Source organism: Maritalea sp. YIW29 (assembly GCF_057219265.1).
On record NZ_JBXVVF010000002.1, the window covers coordinates 583080 to 603487 of the forward strand.

A 20408-nucleotide genomic window follows, 5' to 3' on the forward strand; every position below is an offset into this window, starting at 1 on the left:
AGGAGATTGAGGCTATGCTGGATCAAATTCGCGAAGAAATACGGGCCCATTACTTGCCGAATGAGGCTGAGATCATTGAAAAGCTAATCGCTCATGCACAGCTGAGTACAGAGGATCGATCGGCCATCGTTGACGACGCGGCAAATCTTGTCAGCACGCTGCGCGATCAGTCAAAACAAGGCCTCATGGAAACGTTTTTGGCCGAATATGGCCTGTCGACAGACGAGGGCGTAGCCCTCATGTGTTTGGCAGAGGCAATGTTGCGGGTGCCAGATGGCCCAACCGTTGATGATCTTATTGCTGATAAAATTGTCGACGAAGATTGGTTGAAACATCTGGGTGTTGCCGAAAGTTTTTTGGTTCAGGCGTCGACGCTAGGTTTGGTTGTGACATCCGCTTTGTTGGATGATGACGGCCCGGGCATCTTAAAGCCGATTGCACAAATGAGCCGCCGTTTGTCCGCGCCTTTAATTCGCACGGCCGTTGGTCAGGCTATGCGCATTATGGGATCTCAATTTGTTTTGGGGCGCGACATTGATGAAGCGCTTAAGAATGGCGCTGGTCCGGTATCCAAGGGCTACACATATTCATTTGATATGCTTGGCGAGGGCGCCAAGACCGAGGAAGACGCGCAACGTTATCATAAAGCCTATTTGGATGCGATTGAGCGTTTGGCAAAGAATGCAACCTTTGGTGATGTGCGCAAAAACCCTGGAATCTCAATCAAGCTTTCAGCGCTGCACCCGCGCTATGAATATATCAAACGCGATACGGTCGTTGATGAGATGGTTGAACGGGTGATCGAGTTGGTCAAACCCGCCGCCAAAGCCCAAATGGGGCTCAATATTGATGCCGAGGAAGCGGATCGCTTGGATCTGTCGCTTGATATTATCGAGCGCGTGTTGGCTGATCCAGAACTTGAGGGTTGGGATGGGTTTGGCGTTGTCGTGCAAGCCTATGGCCCACGCGCATCGTTCGTTGTCGATTGGTTGCATGCACTGGCGCAAAAACTTGATCGCAAAATTATGGTGCGGTTGGTTAAAGGGGCCTATTGGGACACCGAGATTAAACGCGCGCAAGTTATGGGCCTGTCTGGTTATCCGGTGTTTACGCGTAAAATCAACACGGACATTTCCTATTTGTCTTGCGCGCGCAAACTATTGGATATGACCGATCGAATCTATCCTCAATTCGCAACCCACAATGCGCATACGACATCCGCCGTTTTACGGATGGCGGGCAATGATCGTGAGGGGTTTGAATTCCAGCGTTTGCACGGGATGGGCGAAGGATTACATGACGTGTTGCGTCAGCAAAATGGTACCCGTTGCCGGATCTACGCGCCGGTCGGCGCACACCGGGACCTGCTGGCCTATTTGGTTCGCCGCTTGTTGGAAAATGGGGCGAACTCAAGTTTCGTCAATCAAGCTTATGACAAAAATATCCCACCGCGGGCAATTGTGTCAGACCCGATTGGGGCGCACCACGACCACCAATTGGTGCATAACAACAATATTCCATTTCCGCGGGACATTTTTGGCGCTGGTCGACAAAATGCCAAAGGTTGGGATTTCACGGACGTTAGTGACGTCAAACAAATCCATCTCGATAGCCGAAAATTTGCTGCGCCGTTTCAATGGAGGGCGAAGGCAAGTAAATCCTTAGGTGATGGCGCGACTGAGCAGCCGATTTTTAACCCAACACATCCGAGCGAAATTGTCGGGTTCGTTCAAAATGTCACGCGGGCGCAAGTGACCAAGGCGGTTGATGTTGCGCTTATCGGCCAACAGGCCTGGGGCAAAACGGACGTTGTTGATCGCGCTGGAATTCTAAATCGCGCGGCGACAATGTTTGAAGAGCGGGCAACTGAGTTTTTCGCACTGGCCACCCGGGAAGCGGGCAAGAGTTTGCCTGATGGGATTGCGGAGGTTCGCGAAGCAGTCGACTTCCTGCGATTCTATGCGAATGAGGGCCTAAAAGCTGAAGCAAATGGCGCGCCGCGCGGCGTTATTGCCTGTATTTCCCCATGGAACTTCCCGTTGGCAATTTTCACCGGACAGGTGGCGGCGGCGTTGGTCACCGGCAATGCAGTTGTGGCAAAACCTGCCGAACAGAGCCCATTGATGGCGGGGCTTGCGGTTTCAATTCTGCATGAAGCTGGCGTGCCAAAGGATGTGTTGTTGCTCACCGCAGGGGCGGGCAATATTGGCGCAGCGCTGACCGCGGATCCCCGCATTGGCGGCGTGTGCTTTACCGGTTCAACCGAAGTCGCCAAGCTGATCGATATGCAATTGGCCAAAACCGCGGATACTGACGCTATGCTCATAGCTGAAACGGGCGGCCTGAATGCGATGATTGTTGATAGCACGGCCCTCGCGGAACAGGCCGTGCGCGACATTGTCGCCTCAGCGTTTCAAAGTGCGGGCCAGCGCTGTTCGGCTTTGCGCATGCTTTATGTGCAAGAGGATATCGCGGAAAATTTGATTGAAATGCTCACCGGCGCGATGAACGCGTTGCAACTTGGTGACCCATGGGATGACGCAACTGATGTTGGTCCGGTGATCGACGCTGAGGCACAATCCGACATTTTGGCCTATTGCGCGAAGATGGAGAATGCCGGGCATTTGGTGAAAAAATTGAAGGCCCCGGAGAAGGGTTATTTCGTCGCGCCGCATCTGTTCAAAGTTTCTGGAATTGATGCGCTGGAGCGGGAAATTTTTGGTCCGATCTTACATGTGGCAACCTTTAAGGCCCATGAAATTGACGATGTGATTGCCGACATAAATGCCCGCGGGTTTGGCCTGACATTTGGTCTGCATACGCGGATGGATGAGCGAATTGAGAAGATTGGTTCAAAAATCAAGGTTGGCAATTTTTATGTAAACCGAAACCAAATCGGTGCGATTGTAGGGTCTCAGCCTTTTGGCGGTGAAGGCCTTTCCGGCACTGGCCCGAAGGCGGGCGGTCCGAATTATCTCAACCGGTTTAGAACCGATAGCGCCCTTAAAGATTTGGACGTTGGTGATGCGAGCATATCTGCAACGAAGATCAAAGATGCCTTTGCTGCAACTGATGTTACCGACTGGGTCCAGCGCGATGATCGGGCTGAACTTCTCGGTTTGGCGCCTGCGCAGATGCAATATGATTTGCCGGGGCCGACGGGCGAATATAACCGTCTTTCCTACACATCTCGGGGCAAGTTCTTGATTGTTGGAACGGGTGAGGCGATGGTGGAGTTGGCGAAGGCTGCTTTGAAATGGGGCAATAATGTCGTGGTGGTGACCGAGCAGGTTTCCATTCAACTCGCTCAATTGGGGATGCTAGGTGCGCCAATTTCAATCATTGAAGGATCAATTGATCCCGCAATTTTGGCGGAACTTGAAATTGACGGCATTGGCCTTGCGGGCGCTGGCGCACTTGGGCGGCAGGTGCGGCAGAATTTGGCCAAGCGCGATGGCCCAATTGTGCCGGTGATTAGCGATGCGTTTGATGTGGCTGGTTTTGTGCATGAGCGCGCGATTTGTGTTGATACGACGGCAGCGGGCGGCAACGCATCGCTTTTGGCGCAGTCGAGTTAGGCGTTTTTCTGCTTCAGGGTGCAGCTGTATAAACCAACAAAAAACCCGGCCATTGAGCCGGGTTTTTCAAATTCTACTTGGAGAATTAAGCGTTGATTATTCAGCGCTTGCTTCGCCTTCAGCCGCAGCTGCTGCTTCGGCGGCCTTTGCCGCTTCAGCTGCTTCTTTAGCTGCAACCTTTTCAGCTTCACGCGCTGCTTTTGCAGTTGATGCTGCTTCGCGTTCGCCGTCTTGAATCTTTTTGGTACGTGCGTTTGTTGATTCAAAGATACGAGCTGATTTACCGCGTAGTTCACGCAAATAGTAAAGCTTCGCACGACGGACTTTACCGCGGCGCAGCACTTCGATCTTGTCGACAACAGGTGAGTAAAGCGGGAATACACGCTCAACGCCTTCGCCGTATGAAATTTTGCGAACTGTAAAGCTTTCGTTTAGGCCAGCGCCAGAGCGGGCAATTACAACGCCTTCATAGGCTTGCAAACGCTCTTTGTCGCCTTCGCGGATTTTCACCCAAACTTTAACCGTATCACCATGAGAAAAATTAGGTGTTTCGCGTTTTGCGGCAAGTGCTTCGAGCTGCTCTTTTTCAAGCTGTTGGATAATATTCATTTTTTCGTCCGTTGATTCTCGCCGATCAGAGCGTCCCTAAAAGTCTAGCCAGAAGGGGCGGTTACACCGGGCTTGGTGTTTATGACAAAATAGATTGGTGGGCTATACTCCAAAATACCTACAGAGTCTATGGGTTGCTTGCGTTTTTGATGAAATAGAATGTTTGTTTTTGATATTTTGCCTTGCGGCTCTTTTTTCGCGCCGCCGTCATTCGCTTCGCTCGCATTTTCTGGCGCTCACGCCGCGCAGGCTGACCCCGGCACCCCGAGCATTTTACGTGCCGCCAGTTGGTGTCCAACACAAATGCCGAGCAAGTGAGGGACAAGGCGGGCGAAGGCCTGTGGCCCTGAGGTAAAACAAACCCCAACACCATACCCGCCACACTGCATTCGCAGGCGACGTTGATCCGGCGGAAATGTGAACCCGGCGGGGGTGCCGGGGTAGCGCCGAAGGCGCGACGGCGGTAATGTAATATGTGCAGCATGCGAGGTCTTTATTGTCTCGTTATGCGCGAAAAATATTTTAATGAGACCATAATGACCTCGCATGTGGTGAATTGGCCTTTCATCCCAACTGCCCTCGGGTGCTAAACCCTTTTATCCCATTACCTGCATCATGACCCGTTGAACGGTCATTTGGTTTATTTTACCTCACGGGGCGTACCACAAATCTCATGACGGCCTACACACTAGTGTGTCCCGCCTATGAGATTTGTTGCCCCTCCGGCAGGGCGGCCAAAACGTTGGCCGAATTTCCCGTTTGGTCGGTGCATGTGGGACGCACCAGTTGGCGGGGGTCCCGCCGGAGGGTCCGGTGCCGGGGTAGCAGGCAAAGCCTGCGACGGCGGCGCGTAAAAACAATACGCAACGCGAGGTAAACTTCCAAGAACGGCTTCAACTTGCCGTTCGATGACTTATGGCTGCCTTCGGTGTCTGGCAGGACATATGATGTTGAAAAGTGCCAAGCCGCAAACGTCTTGCGACCCATCACCATCTTCCAACAGGCTGGTCTGATCAAAACCCCACAAGTGGGTCAGTATGCCAACCCGACCACTTCCTGCCCGTCGGCAAGCTGCGTGGTTAAATGAAAGATGGGGGCATGATGGCACAGGTTTATGGGGGCGGGGATAAGTTTTTTGAGAATTAGTATCTGGAGTTTGAAAGCTGTCGGCCAACCCCCGTCATTCTAACTCGCCAGTTTGCCAACTCTATACTAACTCCGTAATGTGCGGCCAATTCTTTCTGGCCAAGCCCATTTCTGCAGTGATATAGGATCCCATCTCGGGGCATTAGAATTGAAGCTGCAAGCCAATCAGCTTCCTCTTCTATATCAGTTGGATAGTCACTTAAAAGTAGGATATTTCCTTCTGAGCGGTCCACACGGTTTGGCTTATGTTTCAATTCTATGTGCGCCCATTCGTGCATCAACGTATTTGCATTTCGTTCGTTGGAATGGGCTGGGTTGTAGATCATAACTATTTGTTCAGCTTCGCGGATTGTCATGCCCGACCACGAATCTGGATCAATTCTTGTCAGCTGATCAAGGCATTCGGGACTCAAATTGGGAACCTGTTCTGGCGTCCATATTGTAATTCCCATGTGGCTGAGAAAAAGTTTTGGTTCAATTTTTTGTTTGCTGTCTAGTCCTATTTCGGCTCGTGCAGAGAGTGCTAGCCTTTCAGCGTTGGCTTTAAATCCACGACGCATATCAGTACTACAGACTTTCTCTATCTCGAATTGCCGATTGTGCCGCGATGATCAATTCACCCAGGGCGCTTGCAGTCGCTATACTCGTTGTCTTCTTCTTTCGCATATGAACGCTCACTGCTGTTGCAGAAGTGGCAGGTTTGGTAAATCCGAGAAATTGAGATGGATCCTCGCCAAGCCATTTGCATATGGATGCGAATGTCTCCAAATCAGGTAGGTGGCCATTTTCGACCCGAGATAGCGTTGCGGGACTAACGCCTACCTCTTTGGCAGTAGCCCTTATTCCGACGGTGCCTCTTCTTTTGAGGATTAATTTCCCAAGCTGTTCAATGTCTAACGGCATTCTTCCCCCAAAATGCAAAAATGACTTTGACTCCGACGGAGAATCAAATCATTGTGTCTCTTGTGTGAGACAAATATCGTTTCGTTTCTGAGACGTCTTATCTAAGAAACAGAGAATCATGTGTTATTTCCTAGGTCAAGCGTCTTGTAAATAAAAGCGATAATTTCCTGCACGGAATTTACAACGCAAACTGAACAAGGAGTGCGTCGCAATGGCTCACTATTTTGAAAAGTACTTTCACTCAAACTCCGAAATCGCAACTCGATTCAGAACGAACAGCGATATTCTGGTTTGGTCTGAGGGGCTGTCCTCTCACGCTAACGCTGACAACAATATCCGTACTATTAAGCAAAACGGACCTTTTGCGCCAATCATTGATCTGACGGTTGGACAGGCGGCTGGTGGGTATCGTTGGGAAATAACCCAAAGCAACGACGGACAGTTCTTCACGCGGTTTAGGGCGTCCAACGGTGAAATCGTTGCTCGCTCTGAAACATATACTGCGAAACACAATGCAATTGCTTGTGCAAATTCGGTGCGGGAAAATGCATCAACTGCCCCCGTAATTGATCTGACTGCCGAAAGCGTTGCCTGAAAAATGTGCGTTGGTATGGATTACCAGCGCACTCCATAAAGGAGAAAATTATGCCTAGAAAATCAAACGCGACCCGTGCTCGAAGCACTATTTCAGGGCGATTCGTGACAAAGGGACATGCCAGGCGTAGTCCGCGCACCACGGTGTCGGAGAGAGTCGGTGGTGGCTCTACCGGTGGTGTACACCGGAGCGCTGTGAGCGGGAAATTCGTTTCCAAAGGCTACGGAAAACGTAATCCCAATACAACGATGCGTGACAGTTGAGTTGGCGTCGCCTTGAACAAGAAGGATCACGGAGGTTTATCCCCCGTGATCCAAAATTTCGTCAGAATCACGTATAAGCCTCGCCACATTTCGGCGTTGCAACACTCCCGCTACCCATAATTCGCAAATCAGATTAAGGTCGCTTTCAAGGTTAGCCACAAGCTGGCCCCGGGGTGTAGTAGCCCCTCCATAAGCGGCTGATATCAGCCGAAATGATGTCTCTCTTGCCTATTAGGGTCGGGGAGGCAATGGCGTATGTCCAGGACCCTCGTGTCGAGCACGAGGGTGGTGAGGGGGGATGAGTGGTTGCGGCAATGAATGAAATGGATTTTCATTCATAAGCTACTGTTCGACCCTTAAGCAAAAATGCAGTTACTTCTTGCGATTTTTGCGTACAAATGGGTGCAACAATAGGCCCTTCATCGAAAACTCTTTTGGCCCCTCATTGGCTGGCAACCCCATGATGAGCTTGCTTTCGCCGGTTGAGGGATGATCGACATAAGTGTTGAACATCCGATCCCAGATGGAAAAAACTTGTCCAAAGTTGGAGTTGCCTTCCCGATGGTCGATTGAATGATGGGTGCGGTGCATGTCGGGTGTGACGATGATCAAACGCAGAATACGGTCAAGCCAAACCGGCAATGCGATATTGGCATGTGAAAAGAGGCTGTGAAACGTTGCAAGGCCACCATAAATGATCAGGGCAATCACGGGCACGCCCAAAGTAACGCTAAAGAACAGGACAAAAAACAAACTCGCGATGGATTCTAGTGGGTGATGCAAAATCCCGGTCTTTGCATCAACATGTTCATCCGCGTGATGAATGGCGTGCAATTTCCACAAAAGTGCGACTTTGTGCGAAAGCAGGTGGAAAGCAAAAAGCATAAAGTCAATCAGCAACAATCCGATGAGATATACCGCAATAATTGGGATATCGAGCTTGGCGATGCTGAAAATCTGAAGCTTGAGGAATAGTGTGATTGCACCAAAATAGATGGATATTTTGATTATCCATATTGCGGCATATGAACAAATGGCCACCATCAAAATCGCGAATACACGCGCGCTTGGCGTTTTGCGGTCAATTCTTGGAAAAAACCGTTCAAGCAGCGCGAATAACGCCACCAAAAGCAGCGTTAATATCCAGTGTGTTTGGTCCAGGGAAAGATAGTATAGAATGCGCTGGGCGAATTCTTTCACAATCAACTCAACGATTTACTAGGTTGGAGGGTCTGCGACAATAACAGTTCCGCGTGCAGGTGGGCCCTTATAGGTCGATATGCCGACATAAGGTGCGACCGAGCCATCAAGGCCGAAGTGTGCGCCGGCATCAACATATGGCCCCTGTACGCCAAGCCCGACTATGCCTTGGTTGTCGCCAAAATCATATCCAACACCTGCTAGGCCTTGAACATTTGTGTTCCCGAATATGCCCATAATTCTGATGACGGGAAGAAATCCCTCCCCCGGGACAATAGGAACAGCAACATCAAGGAGCGCGCCTGTTACGCCGTTGCTGGTGTCTGTCTGTGTGCTTCGCACCGCGCCAACAATGCTTGGTTTGATTGTATCGCCGAACTCAAAACGTAGGCCAATTGATCCTGAGGTTTCATGACTTGAAGTAAAAGTTGGAACAACCACAACAGCACCAGCAAAACCGATAGACGGTATAAGCATTATGGTCACTGCGATGAAAAATCGGGTAAATTTACGCACTTCAAGCCCCCCTAGGAGTTAACTAACTGTTAGTATTTATATCAATGCCACAAGATTGGCAAGAAACCGCCTTCAAATAACAATCTTAGATTGTAGAGCGAGCGCTAGTTTTTGCCTTTGAACGCGTTCCAAAGATCGGGTCGACGTTCTTTTGTCAGTTTCTCAGACTGTTCTTGCCGCCAAACACCAAGCTTTTTGTGGTTGCCACCGGTCACCACTTCGGGGATCGGTTGGTCTTCAAAAATGGCAGGGCGGGTATATTGAGGATATTCGAGCAAACCGTTCTCAAAGCTTTCGTCCATCTCGCTTTCGTTCGAGCCCATTACTCCGGGCAAAAGCCGGGTTGTCGCTTCAAGCAAGGTCATGGCGGCGACTTCGCCACCACACAGGACATAATCGCCAACCGAAACTTCGATTAGATTGCGCTGATCGATGACGCGTTGGTCGATACCTTCAAAGCGGCCACATACGATAACTGCGCCGGGGCCTTTGGACAGTTCTCTCGCGTAATTTTGGGTGAGCGGTTTGCCGCGCGGGCTCATCAAGAGGCGCGGGCGCGGGTCATCGGCTGATGAAACATCATCGATGGCGCGGGCCAGAATGTCGGGTTTGAGCACCAAGCCGGGGCCACCACCTGCTGGTGTGTCGTCGACCTTTTTGTGCTTGTCGAACGCATAGTCACGCAATTGAGTGGCATTGAGCGACCAGAGACCTTTGTCCATAGCGCGGCCAATGATGGACGCGCCTAGAGGGCCGGGAAATAATTCAGGGAAAAGCGTGATGACATCAGCGCGAAACATCAATCAGACACTTGGTTTTCTTTGACCTCAATTTCCAAAGGCAATTCAAGGATCACATAACCTTCAGCGACATTGATTTCCGGAATGATCTTTTTGGTGAAGGGCAAAAGGTCAGAAGGTCCGCGAACCGGTCGGATTTCCAGAATATCGCCGGCGCCATGGTTTTGAATGGCGGTGATGGTGCCATATTTCTTGCCGTCACTGAACCGAACCTCCAAACCAATTAAGTCGGCTTGATAAAATTCATCTTCATCCGAAGAGTCAGGCAATTGATCCCGGTTCACATAGAGCTTTACCCCGTTAAGGGCTTCGGCTGCAGTGCGGTCGGCGACACCTGAAATTGAAGCAATAATGACGGTTTTATTCAACCGGGCCTTTTTGATGGTGATTTCCAAACCGGGCCGGTTGGTCGATAATGGCGAATAGTTTTTAAGCGCCAAAGGGTCTTCTGTGTGGGACTTAATCCGCACCTGACCCTGAATGCCATGGGCAGCACCAATCTGGCCCATAAGAACCCGCTTGGTAAACTTTTTGTCGTCGCTGTCCATGGCTTATTCCTTCGTGAAACAGAGCGAAATTATTCTGCTGCTGCTTCTTCTGCTGGAGCTGCTGCTTCTGCGGCGGCTTCTGCTGCTGCCGCTGCTGCATCTTCTTCAGCCTGACGTTTTTCGTCCAAACGCTCTTGCGCCTTTTTACCCGGCTTTGCTTTGTTTGGATTGTTCTTCTCGTCGCGCTTCAATAGGCCAGCAGCGTCCAAGAAACGGTGCACTCGGTCAGTTGGCTGTGCGCCAGCAGAAAGCCAGTGCTGAATGCGTTCTTCGTTAAGTTTGATGCGGCCTTCAGCGTCTTTTGCGAGCATTGGGTTATATGCGCCAACACGTTCGATGAAGCGGCCGTCGCGTGGTGCGCGAACGTCTGCAACAACGATGTGGTAATAAGGACGCTTTTTAGAGCCGCCACGGGCCAAACGAATTTTAGTAGCCATCTTTAATTTCTCCTTAGATTGATTTTAAACCGCCAATCGAGGCGGTAATTCTGTTGATTATGAAAGGGTGACTATTTCTTGCCACCAAATTTGGGACCAAGGCCGGGAAGGCCGGGGAAACGAGGTGTGCCGCCGCCTTTGAGTAGATCATCAACGCTGGCAGGCAGTTGTTTTGCAGGTTCTGGTGACGCCAAGCCACCAAGATCTGGCATTTGGCCGCCCATTTGCTTTTCCATTTCGGCAAGCATTTGAGGGTCCATCTGGGATGGGTCGATATTTGGCATGCCGCCACCGCCGCCCAACATGCCGCCAAGTGCGCCGGCAATGCCGCCTTTGCCTTTGGACATTTTTTTCATCATGTCGGCCATTTGGCGGTGCATTTTGATCAGTTTGTTGATTTCTTGAACCGAGGTGCCTGAACCTGCTGCGACGCGTTTGCGACGTGAGGCGTTTAGCAAGGCTGGAGTGGCGCGTTCTTTTTTGGTCATGGACTGGATGATGGCGACTTGGCGGTCGAACATTTTCTCGTCCAAATTGGCGCCAGCCATTTGCTTTTTCATTTTGCCCATGCCGGGCATCATGCCCATAAGGCCGCCCATGCCGCCCATTTTTTTCATTTGAAGAAGTTGGTTTTTCAGATCATCAAGATCGAAAACGCCCTTCTTCATTTTCTTGGCCATTTTGGCCGCGTCTTCGGCGTTTACGGTTTCTGCGGCTTTTTCAACGAGCGAAACGATATCGCCCATGCCCAAAATCCGGTCTGCAACGCGAGACGGGTGGAAATCTTCTAGGTCTTCGAGTTTTTCACCCGTACCCAATAGCTTGATCGGCTTGCCGGTTACCGCGCGCATAGAAAGCGCTGCGCCGCCGCGGCCGTCACCATCAATACGGGTGAGCATAATGCCGGTGATCGACACGCGCTCGTCGAACGAACGGGCAAGGTTTACCGCGTCTTGGCCGGTTAAGGCATCAGCAACAAGAAGTATTTCGTGTGGGTTTGTCGCCGCTTTAACCTCGGCGGTTTCCTCCATCAGTTCTTCGTCGATGTGGGTCCGGCCGGCGGTATCTAGGAACAGAACATCATATCCGCCGCGCTTTGCTTCGGTTTGAGCCCGCTTGGCGATTTCAACTGGAGTTTGCCCCGCAATGATTTCTAGGCTGTCGACACCGATTTGGTCGCCCAAGATTTTCAATTGTTCCATCGCGGCGGGGCGACGTGTATCAAGTGAGGCGAGCAAAACCTTTTTATTTTGCTTGTCTTTAAGGCGTTTGGCGATTTTGCCGGTCGCTGTGGTTTTACCCGCGCCCTGCAAACCAACCATCATCACCGCAACGGGCGGTGTGGATTTTAGATCAAGTGGAGCCGCTTCTGTGCCCAACACGGCAACCAGTTCGTCATTTACAATTTTGACGACCTGTTGGCCTGGGGTGATGGACTTGGTGACTTCGGCGCCAACTGCACGGTCGCGCACCTGCTCAACGAACCCACGGACAACTTCCAATGAGACATCAGCTTCAATCAAGGCCCGGCGTACTTCGCGCAGAGCTTTGTTCACGTCGTCTTCTGAAAGAGCGCCGCGGCCTGTAATTCCATCAAAAATACCGCTTAGGCGGTCGGAGAGGCTTTGAAACATATTGGTCCAATCATTAAGCTAAGTTTGCATAAGAGCTTTCACAAATGGGTATTGAACTCATAAAATTAAAGCCCAAAAACCATAAGCAAGTAACACCCACGGGCGCAACGCGCTGGTGGATGTTGACCCCTTACATCGGCAATGCCGCATAAGGTAGTGACTCGAGAAAGGCTCGAATGCTAAAACTTATCGACGCGTGTTTAGGTCAATTGGCATAAAGAGTCAATTAAACTTGATCCATGGGCGCTTAATCTTCATTCGATATGCTGGTAATTCGGGTCAATCTACGCCATATAGGGCAAAATAGACAATTTATATAGGCGATAAAATGAGCGGCGATGCGGTTCCTTTTTTGAAGATGAATGGATTGGGCAATGATTTCGTGGTCATTGACGCGCGAAAACGTGTGCTCACCTTCACTGAAAATAATGTGCGCTGGATTGCCGACAGAGAGCTGGGCATTGGCTGTGATCAGTTGATCATTATGGAAGCGCCGACATCTGATGAAGCCGACATTTTCATGCGCATCTATAATGCCGAAGGCGGCGAAGTTGATGCTTGTGGCAATGCGACCCGTTGTATCGGCTATTTGATGGCAGAAGAGCTGGGCAGTCCTGATGTGACCATTCAGACCAATGCCGGGCTTTTACGCTCAACGCACCGTGGTGACATGGTCAGTGTCGACATGGGGGTGCCGCTATTGCAGTGGCAATTGATCCCATTGGCTGAAGAATTTGAAGACACAACGGGTATCGAGTTGCAAATTGGCCCAATCGATGCGCCAATTTTGCATACGCCATCCGTTGTGAATGTGGGCAATCCACACGCGATTTTTTGGGTTGATGATTTGGACGCCCATGATTTGGAGAAGTTTGGGCCCATGTTGGAAAATCATCCGATTTTCCCAGAACGGGCCAACATTTCTTTGGCGCAGGTCATGTCGCCAACAAAGATCAAAGTGAAAGTTTGGGAACGTGGCGCAGGCCTAACCAAAGCGTGTGGCACTGCGGCCTGCGCGGTGGGTGTTGCAGCGGTGCGCAAAGATCTGACGGAGCGCAAAGTCGACATTGAATTGCCCGGTGGTATTTTGCAGATCGAATGGCGCGAAAGCGACAAACATATCATCATGACCGGTCCGTTTGAGACGGAGTTTGACGGGGAATTGCCTAGCGATTTGTTTGTGGGTGATGCGGCATGAATGTCTGTAACATAAGTGTGAAACCATGAGTGTTGAAACGCTTACGCTTGGCTGTCGGCTCAACACCTTTGAATCTGAAGTGATGAAAGACCAAGCCAAAGCCGCAGGGCTTGATGAGGTCATCATCGTCAATTCGTGTGCGGTGACCCAAGAGGCTGTGCGTCAAACGCGGCAAACCATTCGCAAAGCGCGGCGGGATAATCCGAACAAGAAGATCATCGTTACTGGATGCGCGGCGCAAACCGACGCGGAAAGCTTTGCGCAAATGGGTGAAGTTGATTTGGTGATGGGCAATGCTGAAAAGATGAAAGCTGAGACCTATCAAGGGCTCGCATTCGGCATTGGCGGCAATTCCAAAATCCTCGTTGATGATATTATGAGCATCAAAGAGACCGCTGGTCATTTGATTGAAGGCATGGAAGGGCGCACCCGTTCTTTCGTGCAGGTGCAAAATGGTTGCGATCACCGTTGTACCTTTTGCATTATCCCTTATGGGCGTGGTCCTTCGCGGTCTGTGCCGATGGGTGTTGTGGTCGATCAGATCAAAAAGCTGGCGGACAATGGTGTTGGTGAAGTGGTGCTGACGGGGGTGGATATTACATCTTACGGCCCAGACCTGCCGGGCAAGCCGAGCTTGGGCAAGTTGACCCAGCAGATTTTACAGCATGTGCCAAACCTGCGCCGCCTGCGCATATCGTCAATCGATAGCATTGAAGCGGATGAGGCTTTGATGGAGACGATCCAGTCCGAACAAAGATTAATGCCGCATTTGCATCTGTCGCTGCAGTCTGGCGATAATATGATCTTGAAGCGTATGAAGCGTCGGCATTTGCGTGAAGATACGATTGGCTTCGTCAATGAAGCGCGGGCACTACGACCTGATATGGTGTTTGGCGCGGACATTATCGCCGGGTTCCCGACCGAAACCGAGGAAATGTTCGCAAATTCCATGAAGATCATTGAAGAATGCGACCTGACTTATCTTCATGTGTTTCCATACTCCATTCGTCCCGGCACCCCGGCGGCGAAAATGCCTCAGGTTGACAAGAAGATTGCAAAAGCGCGGGCCGTGAAATTGCGGGCAGCGGGCGAAAAACAGCATAAGAAGTTTTTAAGCCGACAGGTGGGCGAAACTCATTCAGTATTGATTGAGCGGAACGGCATTGGCCGTACCGAACAATTTGCGCCAATAATGATCAAAGGTGCTGAGCAGGGGCAAGTCCTGCAGGCGCGGGTGATCGGTGTGGGTGAGCACGGTTTGATTGGTGAACCCGTCAGGCAAGTGGCTTAAGGGTTAAGACCCAAAGGATTTTTATGAGCGAAAAGAAACCGGGTTTTTTTGGTCGACTATTTGGTGGCAAGCAAGCTGAACCTGAACAGGCTTCGCCTGAAGCGGAAGATATTGCGGTTGATGCTGCTTCTACAACTGAGGGAGCCGTCAGCCCCGATAAGCCAAAGGACGAGATCTCTGAAGTTGAAGTCGCCGCTTCTGAAACGATAGTCGCTCCTGAGCCTGAGCCTGAGCCTGAGCCTGAGCCTGAGCCTGAGGCATCTATTGATGCCGCCGTCGCGCCGTTGGGTGCTACTTCTAGCGCTCACGCCGCGCAGGCACTTTTTAGCGCTCACGCCGCGCAGGCTGTCCCGACACCTTCGCCAGAACCGGAATCTGCACAATCGGAAGCCGCACCAAAGAAAAATTGGTTTCAACGGCTTACAAGCGGGTTAAAGCGCTCGTCGGATCAGTTGACCGACAATATTGGTGCAATTTTCACCAAGAGAAAACTCGACGATGAAACGCTTGAGCAACTTGAAGATGTGTTGATCCAAGCTGATTTGGGCATCGATACGGCGATGATGATTACCGAGAAATTGGCCAAAGACCGTTTCGACAAGGAAATCAGTGTTGATGAAATTCGCGGCGTCTTGCGTGAGGAAGTTGCTTCGGTTCTAACGCCCGTGGCGCAGCCACTTGAATTTGATAGGCAAAAGAAACCGCATGTCATTTTGATGGTGGGTGTAAATGGATCTGGCAAAACCACAACCATCGGCAAGCTGACGGCGAAACTAACGGTTGAAGGCAAAAAGGTTGTTTTGGCAGCCGGGGACACGTTCCGTGCGGCGGCGGTGGAGCAGTTGCAGGTCTGGGGCCAACGTTCAAACGTTGACGTTATTACCCGGCCAACCGGTGCCGATGCATCTGGGTTGGCGTTTGATGCGGTTACTCAAGCCAGCCAACAAGGCGCGGATGTGCTCATTATCGATACGGCGGGTCGATTGCAAAACCGCGATGAATTGATGGCTGAGTTGGAAAAGATCATCCGTGTCATCAAAAAGGTTGATGAAAGCGCACCACATTCAACTTTGCTGACGCTGGACGCTACAACGGGTCAAAATGCACTCAGTCAAGTTGAGATTTTTGGCAAGCGCGCTGGGGTAAGCGGTTTGGTGATGACCAAATTGGATGGCACGGCCCGTGGCGGTATTCTTGTCGCCATTGCGCGGAAATATCAGTTGCCCGTCCACTTTATCGGTGTTGGTGAAGGCATTGACGATCTAGAACCATTTAAAGCCAATGATTTTGCTGAAGCAATTGCGGGCAGTGAATTGGACACAAAATCCCTTGAGGAAGTAAATTAATGAGTGATGCAAAACAGCCTAGTGAAGAGGTGAATTGGGACGAGTTGCGGCCCCAGCTGGTTAAGCTGGTACTTGAACTTGGTCCGCTCGTTCTATTTTTCATATTGAACAGCCGCGCTGGGATTTTTGTCGCGACAGGCTGGTTTATGGGGGCGATGGTTCTGTCGCTTTTGTTGAGCTGGGTGCTGCTCAAGCGTATTGCGGTCATGCCGCTAGTGACGGGTATTGTTGTCTTGGTGTTTGGCGGACTAACGCTTTACTTTCAGGATGAAACGTTCATCAAACTCAAGCCGACCATTGTGAACATGTTGTTTGGCACGACACTACTTGGTGGGCTGTTGTTTGGTCATTCACTGCTCAGATATGTTTTTGGCGACGTCTATAAATTGAAAGATGAAGGCTGGCGCATTCTGACTTGGCGCTGGTGCATCTTTTTCTTCGTTTTGGCTTTGATCAACGAGATCGTTTGGCGCAATTTTTCGACCGATTTTTGGGTCGCGTTTAAGGTTTGGGGCTTGATGCCGTTGACGTTGATTTTCTCGTTTGCGCTGGTGGTGCCGATTTTGACCAAATATGCACCGGATGCTGAAGAGGCATAGAACCTGGGCTGTAACCTGTTGCTCAATTGGTGGGGCCGCGAACCGTTTGGTTGGTGCAGGAATTGCTTTTTATACGAAGCCCCTCTAGAATTTCTGTCTATGACAGCAATTTGTGTCGAAAAACAAACAGTTTAGGCGGGGACGAGTATGGGGTTTAATAAGGTTTTTAGTATTGCGGTTGTCGGGGCTATGAGCCTGACGCTTGCGGGTTGCATCGGCTCAGCCGTCCCGAAAAGTTCTTATACTGCACCGAGCAACACGCTTTACCTGACATCTATTCGAGCGGTTAAAACGACCACGGGTGGTGGCGAAGACCAGATTTACGTTAAGCATTCGGGTAGCATTCACGGTATTAGGCAATATCCTGTGAAGGGAAAGGCCTATGGCATGCGGGTAGGTGATGTTTGGTCTCCAGGCCTATTTACCAATGCTGAAAAGCAAGGCGTAATTCAGATTTATGAGTTTGATACCAATTCGTCTGATGATCTGATCGGTACATTTGCGTTTAACAATAGCCCGGTCGGCACTTACAATGAAAGAATGACCGGTGATGGTTCGATTTATGAAGTCGAATTTGTTGTTTTGCCCCCGGGGCAGCAACTCCAGTCAACAGAACGCAATCTAGCTAATACTGATACGAGCAAACTCAGAGATAAAGGCTAAATCGAGTTTGCTATTTACCTTATAAAGAGGCGGCTAAGGCCGCTTCTATTTGGGGGACCAAAGCTTCAACAAAACTGGCGGCGTTAATTGGGCCAGTATGCTTGTAGACAATAGTGCCTTCTTGGTTGACCAAATAGCTTTCTGGAACTCCGTATACACCCCAATCTAGGCTAACCCGACGGTTGCGATCAGCGCCGATCGCGTCATATGGATTGCCCAATTCTGCCAAAAAGCGCCGGGCATTTTCCGACTGATCATTATAATTAATGCCGTAGATTTTGATGTCGCCTCGCTTGGCGAGCTCGACCAGAAATTCATGTTCGTCTCTACAGGGCACGCACCAGCTGGCAAAGACATTTACAAGGGTGAGTTGACCCTTCAGATCTGCAGATGAAAAGCCGGGTTGATCATGACCATCAACAGGGGGCAGTTCAAACTCGGGCGCTTGTTTATCGATCAGAGCTGAGGGCAACAGGTTTGGGTTTTCATTGATCTGGGTCGCAAACAAGATGAAGAGGCCACCTGTTATCACCAGCGGTAGAAGATAAATCAATATGCGTTTCATTTAGGATGTCTCTTCTGACCGGCGGCGAACGCCCTTGGCTTCAAGGTCTTTCAGGCGCTTTTCTTGAACGTGATAGTCGCGATTGACCAAAAACACTAAACCACCGACCAGCACACAGGTCACTAAATAGGCGCCACCGATATATTCAAAATGTTGTGAGAGGTCGATCATGCGGATTTCCCCCGAATGCTTTGCGCATTGCGGCGTTCAAGTGCCCGCACCCGGCGACGTAGAACTTCTGCGCGCATGGAAATGAAATGCAGCAGCAAAAACAAAAATGAGAAGCCAAAGAACATCACAAAAAGCGGTAGCAAAATTGACATGGGCATGGTGGGTCCATCGGGACGGAAGACACTGGCGGGTTGATGAAGGGTGTTCCACCATTCAACGGAAAATTTGATGATCGGGATATTGATGGCGCCAACTAGTGTGATGACCGCGATGATGCGCCCGGCGCGGGCTTGATCTTCAAATGTGCGCCATAGTGCAATGATGCCAAGATAGATGAACAACATCACAAGGGTGGAGGTCATGCGACCATCCCATTCCCAAAATGTACCCCATGTCGGTGCGCCCCATAATGCGCCGGTGGCTAAGGCAACGGCGGTGAAAGTTGCTCCAAGTGGTGCGGCTGCTTTTGCGGATACGTCCGCCAATGGATGACGCCATACCAACGCACCGATTGAAGCAATCACCATTACCGCATAGCAGAATTGAGACAACCAAGCGTTTGGCACATGCACATACATGATGCGCACGGTATCGCCTTGTTGGTAGTCAGCCGGTGAATTGAAAAATGCGAGATAGGTGCCAAACAGCAGCAATGCGACGGTGATGACCGTCAGCGGCATGAGCCAATGTTTAGACCATTGCAAGAAGTAACCCGGGTGGGCGAGCCGAGAGAAAAATCCCAAATCTTGAGGCGTTGGGTCAATAGATGCGTTTTTTGACATATATTCTTTCTATTCGGCTCCCATTTTCAAAGCAAGCGCTGTTGCAAAAGGTGTGAACACCAATGCAAGCAGGGTAAAGCCTGCGAGAAACAGTAAGGCAGAATTGGCAGCAGTTTCAATTGCGCCGGTCGATAATGCACTTACCCCAAAAATCAGTGTGGGGATCGATAGTGGCAATATAAGGATTGGAGCGATCAATCCACCGCGCTTTATTGTCACGGTAACCGCCGCACCAATCGCTCCAAAGCAAATAAGGGCAGGTGTTCCCAACAGCAATGTGAATATGATCTTGAGTGTTTGTGGGCCATCTAAATTGAGCAATATCGCCAATAGGGGCGTTGCAATGATGAGCGGCAAAGCATTGGTGACCCAGTGGGCGATGAGTTTTGCGAGAACGATCATTTCAAGCGGCAGAGCAGCTTGTCGCATGGCAATAAGTGAGCCATCCTCATGGTCGGTGCGAAAGAGGCGATCTAGGGCAAGTAAAAGCGATAATAAGGCGCTGATCCAAATAATCGCTGGGCCCAGTTTGGCAAGGAGCACTTTATCTGGGCCAATTGCAAAAGGCATGATGGCGCCGACCATGACGTAGAAAAGAACCACCGTTAGAGCGTCGCCCCCAATGCGCGTGGCGAGTTTGATATCCCTGGAAACGACAGCCCAAAAAGCACTCATTGGCCCGCTCCATTGATCAGAATAGTTTTGATCTTGTCTTTTGGCACGTTGGGAATGTCCAAATGGGTTGCGGCGATAATGATGCCGCCTTTATTCGCATGGTTGGCAATCAAGTCACCAACCCATCCTTCTCCTTGTTTATCTAAAGCAGAGGTTGGCTCGTCCAATATCCAAATCGGACGTTCGACAACCAAAAGTCGTGCTAATGCCAGTCGTCTTGTTTGTCCCGCCGAAAGGATGGCGGCGTCGCTATCCGCGATGAGATGAAGGCCGGCCGCGTCGATAGCGTCATCAATATTATTTGAACTGGCATAAAGGTCGGCCCAAAATTGCAAGTTTTCGCGCACGGTTAGGGTCGTTTTCACCCCCGGCACGTGGCCGATGACATGCAAAAGCTCGCGTTTGTTACGTTCTTCATCATCCAATTCAATATCGATCAACCCCTCGCTTGGGGTCAATGTTCCGTGCAATGCGGCCAAGCAGGTGGATTTTCCCGCGCCGTTTGGGCCGCGCAAAAGAATCACCTCACCGGGCATTGCATCAAAGGAAATGCCTTCAAATATGACAAATCCAGATCGCGAACATGATAGTTCGCGCACTTTAATCGATGTTTTTTCAACCATTTGCGGGTTCTGAGCCATATTGCAGTGATATTGGAAGAAAGTAGAGGCTGGCAAGTCTTGATTATATTCATTATAAAGCGCGCGAACGCCAGTGTGGGGACAATGGTGCTCGTTATGTGCTTAGGAACCAGAAGCCGAGTTTTGCTTTTGGACTGAGCCAATTTGCAATTTGAATAGACAGGCAATTGACGTGACAGGTTCCCCAATGAACAAGCTTAGTGTCGGACACAGTTTGACATTGGTTATGTTACCAATCATTTGGTCTT

At 50.5% G+C, this 20408-nt stretch carries 21 protein-coding genes; 7 read left to right on the top strand and 14 right to left on the bottom strand.

Features of this window, described 5'->3' with window-relative positions; translation table 11 throughout:
- Nucleotides 1-14: 14 nt before the first annotated feature.
- Nucleotides 15-3578, top strand: a complete 3564-nt coding sequence (gene putA, locus AC2D8L_RS12000; RefSeq protein ID WP_484685716.1) for a bifunctional proline dehydrogenase/L-glutamate gamma-semialdehyde dehydrogenase PutA — start codon at nucleotides 15-17, stop codon at nucleotides 3576-3578.
- 96 nt (nucleotides 3579-3674) lie between these two features.
- On the opposite strand, the gene rplS is transcribed toward putA, so the two are convergent.
- From rplS to AC2D8L_RS12015, 3 genes are all read right to left on the bottom strand, one after another.
- Entirely contained in the window at nucleotides 3675-4187 is a 513-nt protein-coding gene (gene rplS, locus AC2D8L_RS12005; RefSeq protein ID WP_484685717.1) for a 50S ribosomal protein L19, read from the bottom strand.
- Nucleotides 4188-5329: 1142 nt separating this feature from the next.
- A complete protein-coding gene (locus AC2D8L_RS12010; protein ID WP_484685718.1) occupies nucleotides 5330-5893 on the bottom strand; it encodes an ImmA/IrrE family metallo-endopeptidase in 564 nt (187 codons plus the stop codon).
- A 7-nt stretch (nucleotides 5894-5900) separates the two neighbouring features.
- Nucleotides 5901-6236, bottom strand: coding sequence for a helix-turn-helix domain-containing protein (locus AC2D8L_RS12015; RefSeq protein ID WP_484685719.1), 336 nt, complete (start codon nucleotides 6234-6236; stop codon nucleotides 5901-5903).
- Nucleotides 6237-6447: 211 nt separating this feature from the next.
- Here AC2D8L_RS12015 and AC2D8L_RS12020 point away from each other — a divergent pair, with 211 nt between their 5' ends.
- A complete protein-coding gene (locus AC2D8L_RS12020; protein ID WP_484685720.1) occupies nucleotides 6448-6831 on the top strand; it encodes a YegP family protein in 384 nt (127 codons plus the stop codon).
- 635 nt (nucleotides 6832-7466) lie between these two features.
- On the opposite strand, the gene AC2D8L_RS12025 is transcribed toward AC2D8L_RS12020, so the two are convergent.
- From AC2D8L_RS12025 to ffh, 6 genes are all read right to left on the bottom strand, one after another.
- Nucleotides 7467-8294, bottom strand: a complete 828-nt coding sequence (locus tag AC2D8L_RS12025; protein WP_484686402.1) for a sterol desaturase family protein — start codon at nucleotides 8292-8294, stop codon at nucleotides 7467-7469.
- An 18-nt stretch (nucleotides 8295-8312) separates the two neighbouring features.
- Nucleotides 8313-8810: a hypothetical protein gene (locus tag AC2D8L_RS12030; RefSeq protein WP_484685721.1), complete on the bottom strand. Its 498-nt coding sequence runs from the start codon at nucleotides 8808-8810 to the stop codon at nucleotides 8313-8315.
- Nucleotides 8811-8914: 104 nt separating this feature from the next.
- Entirely contained in the window at nucleotides 8915-9613 is a 699-nt protein-coding gene (trmD, locus tag AC2D8L_RS12035) for a tRNA (guanosine(37)-N1)-methyltransferase TrmD (protein ID WP_484685722.1), read from the bottom strand.
- Complete coding sequence (rimM, locus tag AC2D8L_RS12040) at nucleotides 9610-10158, bottom strand: ribosome maturation factor RimM (protein WP_484685723.1); 549 nt, start codon at nucleotides 10156-10158, stop codon at nucleotides 9610-9612. Before rimM ends, trmD begins: the two co-directional genes overlap by 4 nt.
- A 29-nt stretch (nucleotides 10159-10187) precedes the next feature.
- Nucleotides 10188-10595, bottom strand: coding sequence for a 30S ribosomal protein S16 (gene rpsP, locus AC2D8L_RS12045; protein ID WP_484685724.1), 408 nt, complete (start codon nucleotides 10593-10595; stop codon nucleotides 10188-10190).
- A 71-nt stretch (nucleotides 10596-10666) separates the two neighbouring features.
- Nucleotides 10667-12229, bottom strand: coding sequence for a signal recognition particle protein (ffh, locus tag AC2D8L_RS12050; protein WP_484685725.1), 1563 nt, complete (start codon nucleotides 12227-12229; stop codon nucleotides 10667-10669).
- Nucleotides 12230-12557: 328 nt separating this feature from the next.
- Between ffh and dapF the strand changes: the two genes are divergently transcribed.
- The 5 genes from dapF (at nucleotide 12558) to AC2D8L_RS12075 (ending at nucleotide 17326) form a co-directional block, all read left to right on the top strand.
- Nucleotides 12558-13427, top strand: a complete 870-nt coding sequence (gene dapF / locus AC2D8L_RS12055) for a diaminopimelate epimerase (RefSeq protein ID WP_484685726.1) — start codon at nucleotides 12558-12560, stop codon at nucleotides 13425-13427.
- A gap of 25 nt (nucleotides 13428-13452) precedes the next feature.
- Nucleotides 13453-14718, top strand: coding sequence for a tRNA (N(6)-L-threonylcarbamoyladenosine(37)-C(2))-methylthiotransferase MtaB (gene mtaB / locus AC2D8L_RS12060; protein WP_484685727.1), 1266 nt, complete (start codon nucleotides 13453-13455; stop codon nucleotides 14716-14718).
- Nucleotides 14719-14741: 23 nt separating this feature from the next.
- Entirely contained in the window at nucleotides 14742-16064 is a 1323-nt protein-coding gene (gene ftsY, locus AC2D8L_RS12065) for a signal recognition particle-docking protein FtsY (RefSeq protein WP_484685728.1), read from the top strand.
- A complete protein-coding gene (locus AC2D8L_RS12070; RefSeq protein WP_484685729.1) occupies nucleotides 16064-16663 on the top strand; it encodes a septation protein A in 600 nt (199 codons plus the stop codon). The genes ftsY and AC2D8L_RS12070 overlap by 1 nt, the downstream gene beginning before the upstream one ends.
- A gap of 147 nt (nucleotides 16664-16810) precedes the next feature.
- Nucleotides 16811-17326 (top strand): hypothetical protein, encoded by a 516-nt coding sequence (locus tag AC2D8L_RS12075; RefSeq protein ID WP_484685730.1) that lies wholly within the window; start codon nucleotides 16811-16813, stop codon nucleotides 17324-17326.
- Between the two features lie 19 nt (nucleotides 17327-17345).
- Here AC2D8L_RS12075 and AC2D8L_RS12080 read toward each other — a convergent pair whose 3' ends face one another.
- The 5 genes from AC2D8L_RS12080 to ccmA are packed head-to-tail and all read right to left on the bottom strand — an operon-like array spanning nucleotide 17346 to nucleotide 20142.
- On the bottom strand, nucleotides 17346-17891 hold the full coding sequence (locus tag AC2D8L_RS12080; protein ID WP_484685731.1) for a DsbE family thiol:disulfide interchange protein: 546 nt from the start codon (nucleotides 17889-17891) through the stop codon (nucleotides 17346-17348).
- On the bottom strand, nucleotides 17892-18062 hold the full coding sequence (gene ccmD / locus AC2D8L_RS12085) for a heme exporter protein CcmD (RefSeq protein WP_484685732.1): 171 nt from the start codon (nucleotides 18060-18062) through the stop codon (nucleotides 17892-17894).
- The gene (locus tag AC2D8L_RS12090) at nucleotides 18059-18844 is read right to left on the bottom strand and encodes a heme ABC transporter permease (RefSeq protein WP_484685733.1); all 786 of its coding nucleotides are present in this window, start codon (nucleotides 18842-18844) and stop codon (nucleotides 18059-18061) included. Before AC2D8L_RS12090 ends, ccmD begins: the two co-directional genes overlap by 4 nt.
- Before the next feature lie 9 nt (nucleotides 18845-18853).
- On the bottom strand, nucleotides 18854-19519 hold the full coding sequence (gene ccmB, locus AC2D8L_RS12095) for a heme exporter protein CcmB (RefSeq protein WP_484685734.1): 666 nt from the start codon (nucleotides 19517-19519) through the stop codon (nucleotides 18854-18856).
- The gene (gene ccmA / locus AC2D8L_RS12100) at nucleotides 19516-20142 is read right to left on the bottom strand and encodes a heme ABC exporter ATP-binding protein CcmA (RefSeq protein WP_484685735.1); all 627 of its coding nucleotides are present in this window, start codon (nucleotides 20140-20142) and stop codon (nucleotides 19516-19518) included. Before ccmA ends, ccmB begins: the two co-directional genes overlap by 4 nt.
- Nucleotides 20143-20408: the final 266 nt, after the last annotated feature.

Excerpts from the sequence above, each read along its gene's own strand:
- ccmD (WP_484685732.1), bottom strand. The coding sequence starts at position 18,062 with ATGATCGACCTCTCACAACATTTTGAATATATCGGTGGCGCCTATTTA.
- AC2D8L_RS12015 (WP_484685719.1), bottom strand. The coding sequence starts at position 6,236 with ATGCCGTTAGACATTGAACAGCTTGGGAAATTAATCCTCAAAAGAAGA.
- ccmA (WP_484685735.1), bottom strand. The coding sequence starts at position 20,142 with ATGGTTGAAAAAACATCGATTAAAGTGCGCGAACTATCATGTTCGCGA.
- rimM (WP_484685723.1), bottom strand. The coding sequence starts at position 10,158 with ATGGACAGCGACGACAAAAAGTTTACCAAGCGGGTTCTTATGGGCCAG.
- AC2D8L_RS12080 (WP_484685731.1), bottom strand. The coding sequence starts at position 17,891 with ATGAAACGCATATTGATTTATCTTCTACCGCTGGTGATAACAGGTGGC.
- AC2D8L_RS12075 (WP_484685730.1), top strand. The coding sequence starts at position 16,811 with ATGGGGTTTAATAAGGTTTTTAGTATTGCGGTTGTCGGGGCTATGAGC.
- ccmB (WP_484685734.1), bottom strand. The coding sequence starts at position 19,519 with ATGAGTGCTTTTTGGGCTGTCGTTTCCAGGGATATCAAACTCGCCACG.
- AC2D8L_RS12010 (WP_484685718.1), bottom strand. The coding sequence starts at position 5,893 with ATGCGTCGTGGATTTAAAGCCAACGCTGAAAGGCTAGCACTCTCTGCA.
- putA (WP_484685716.1), top strand. The coding sequence starts at position 15 with ATGCTGGATCAAATTCGCGAAGAAATACGGGCCCATTACTTGCCGAAT.
- AC2D8L_RS12070 (WP_484685729.1), top strand. The coding sequence starts at position 16,064 with ATGAGTGATGCAAAACAGCCTAGTGAAGAGGTGAATTGGGACGAGTTG.
- ffh (WP_484685725.1), bottom strand. The coding sequence starts at position 12,229 with ATGTTTCAAAGCCTCTCCGACCGCCTAAGCGGTATTTTTGATGGAATT.
- mtaB (WP_484685727.1), top strand. The coding sequence starts at position 13,453 with ATGAGTGTTGAAACGCTTACGCTTGGCTGTCGGCTCAACACCTTTGAA.
- rplS (WP_484685717.1), bottom strand. The coding sequence starts at position 4,187 with ATGAATATTATCCAACAGCTTGAAAAAGAGCAGCTCGAAGCACTTGCC.
- ftsY (WP_484685728.1), top strand. The coding sequence starts at position 14,742 with ATGAGCGAAAAGAAACCGGGTTTTTTTGGTCGACTATTTGGTGGCAAG.
- AC2D8L_RS12020 (WP_484685720.1), top strand. The coding sequence starts at position 6,448 with ATGGCTCACTATTTTGAAAAGTACTTTCACTCAAACTCCGAAATCGCA.
- dapF (WP_484685726.1), top strand. The coding sequence starts at position 12,558 with ATGAGCGGCGATGCGGTTCCTTTTTTGAAGATGAATGGATTGGGCAAT.
- rpsP (WP_484685724.1), bottom strand. The coding sequence starts at position 10,595 with ATGGCTACTAAAATTCGTTTGGCCCGTGGCGGCTCTAAAAAGCGTCCT.
- AC2D8L_RS12090 (WP_484685733.1), bottom strand. The coding sequence starts at position 18,844 with ATGTCAAAAAACGCATCTATTGACCCAACGCCTCAAGATTTGGGATTT.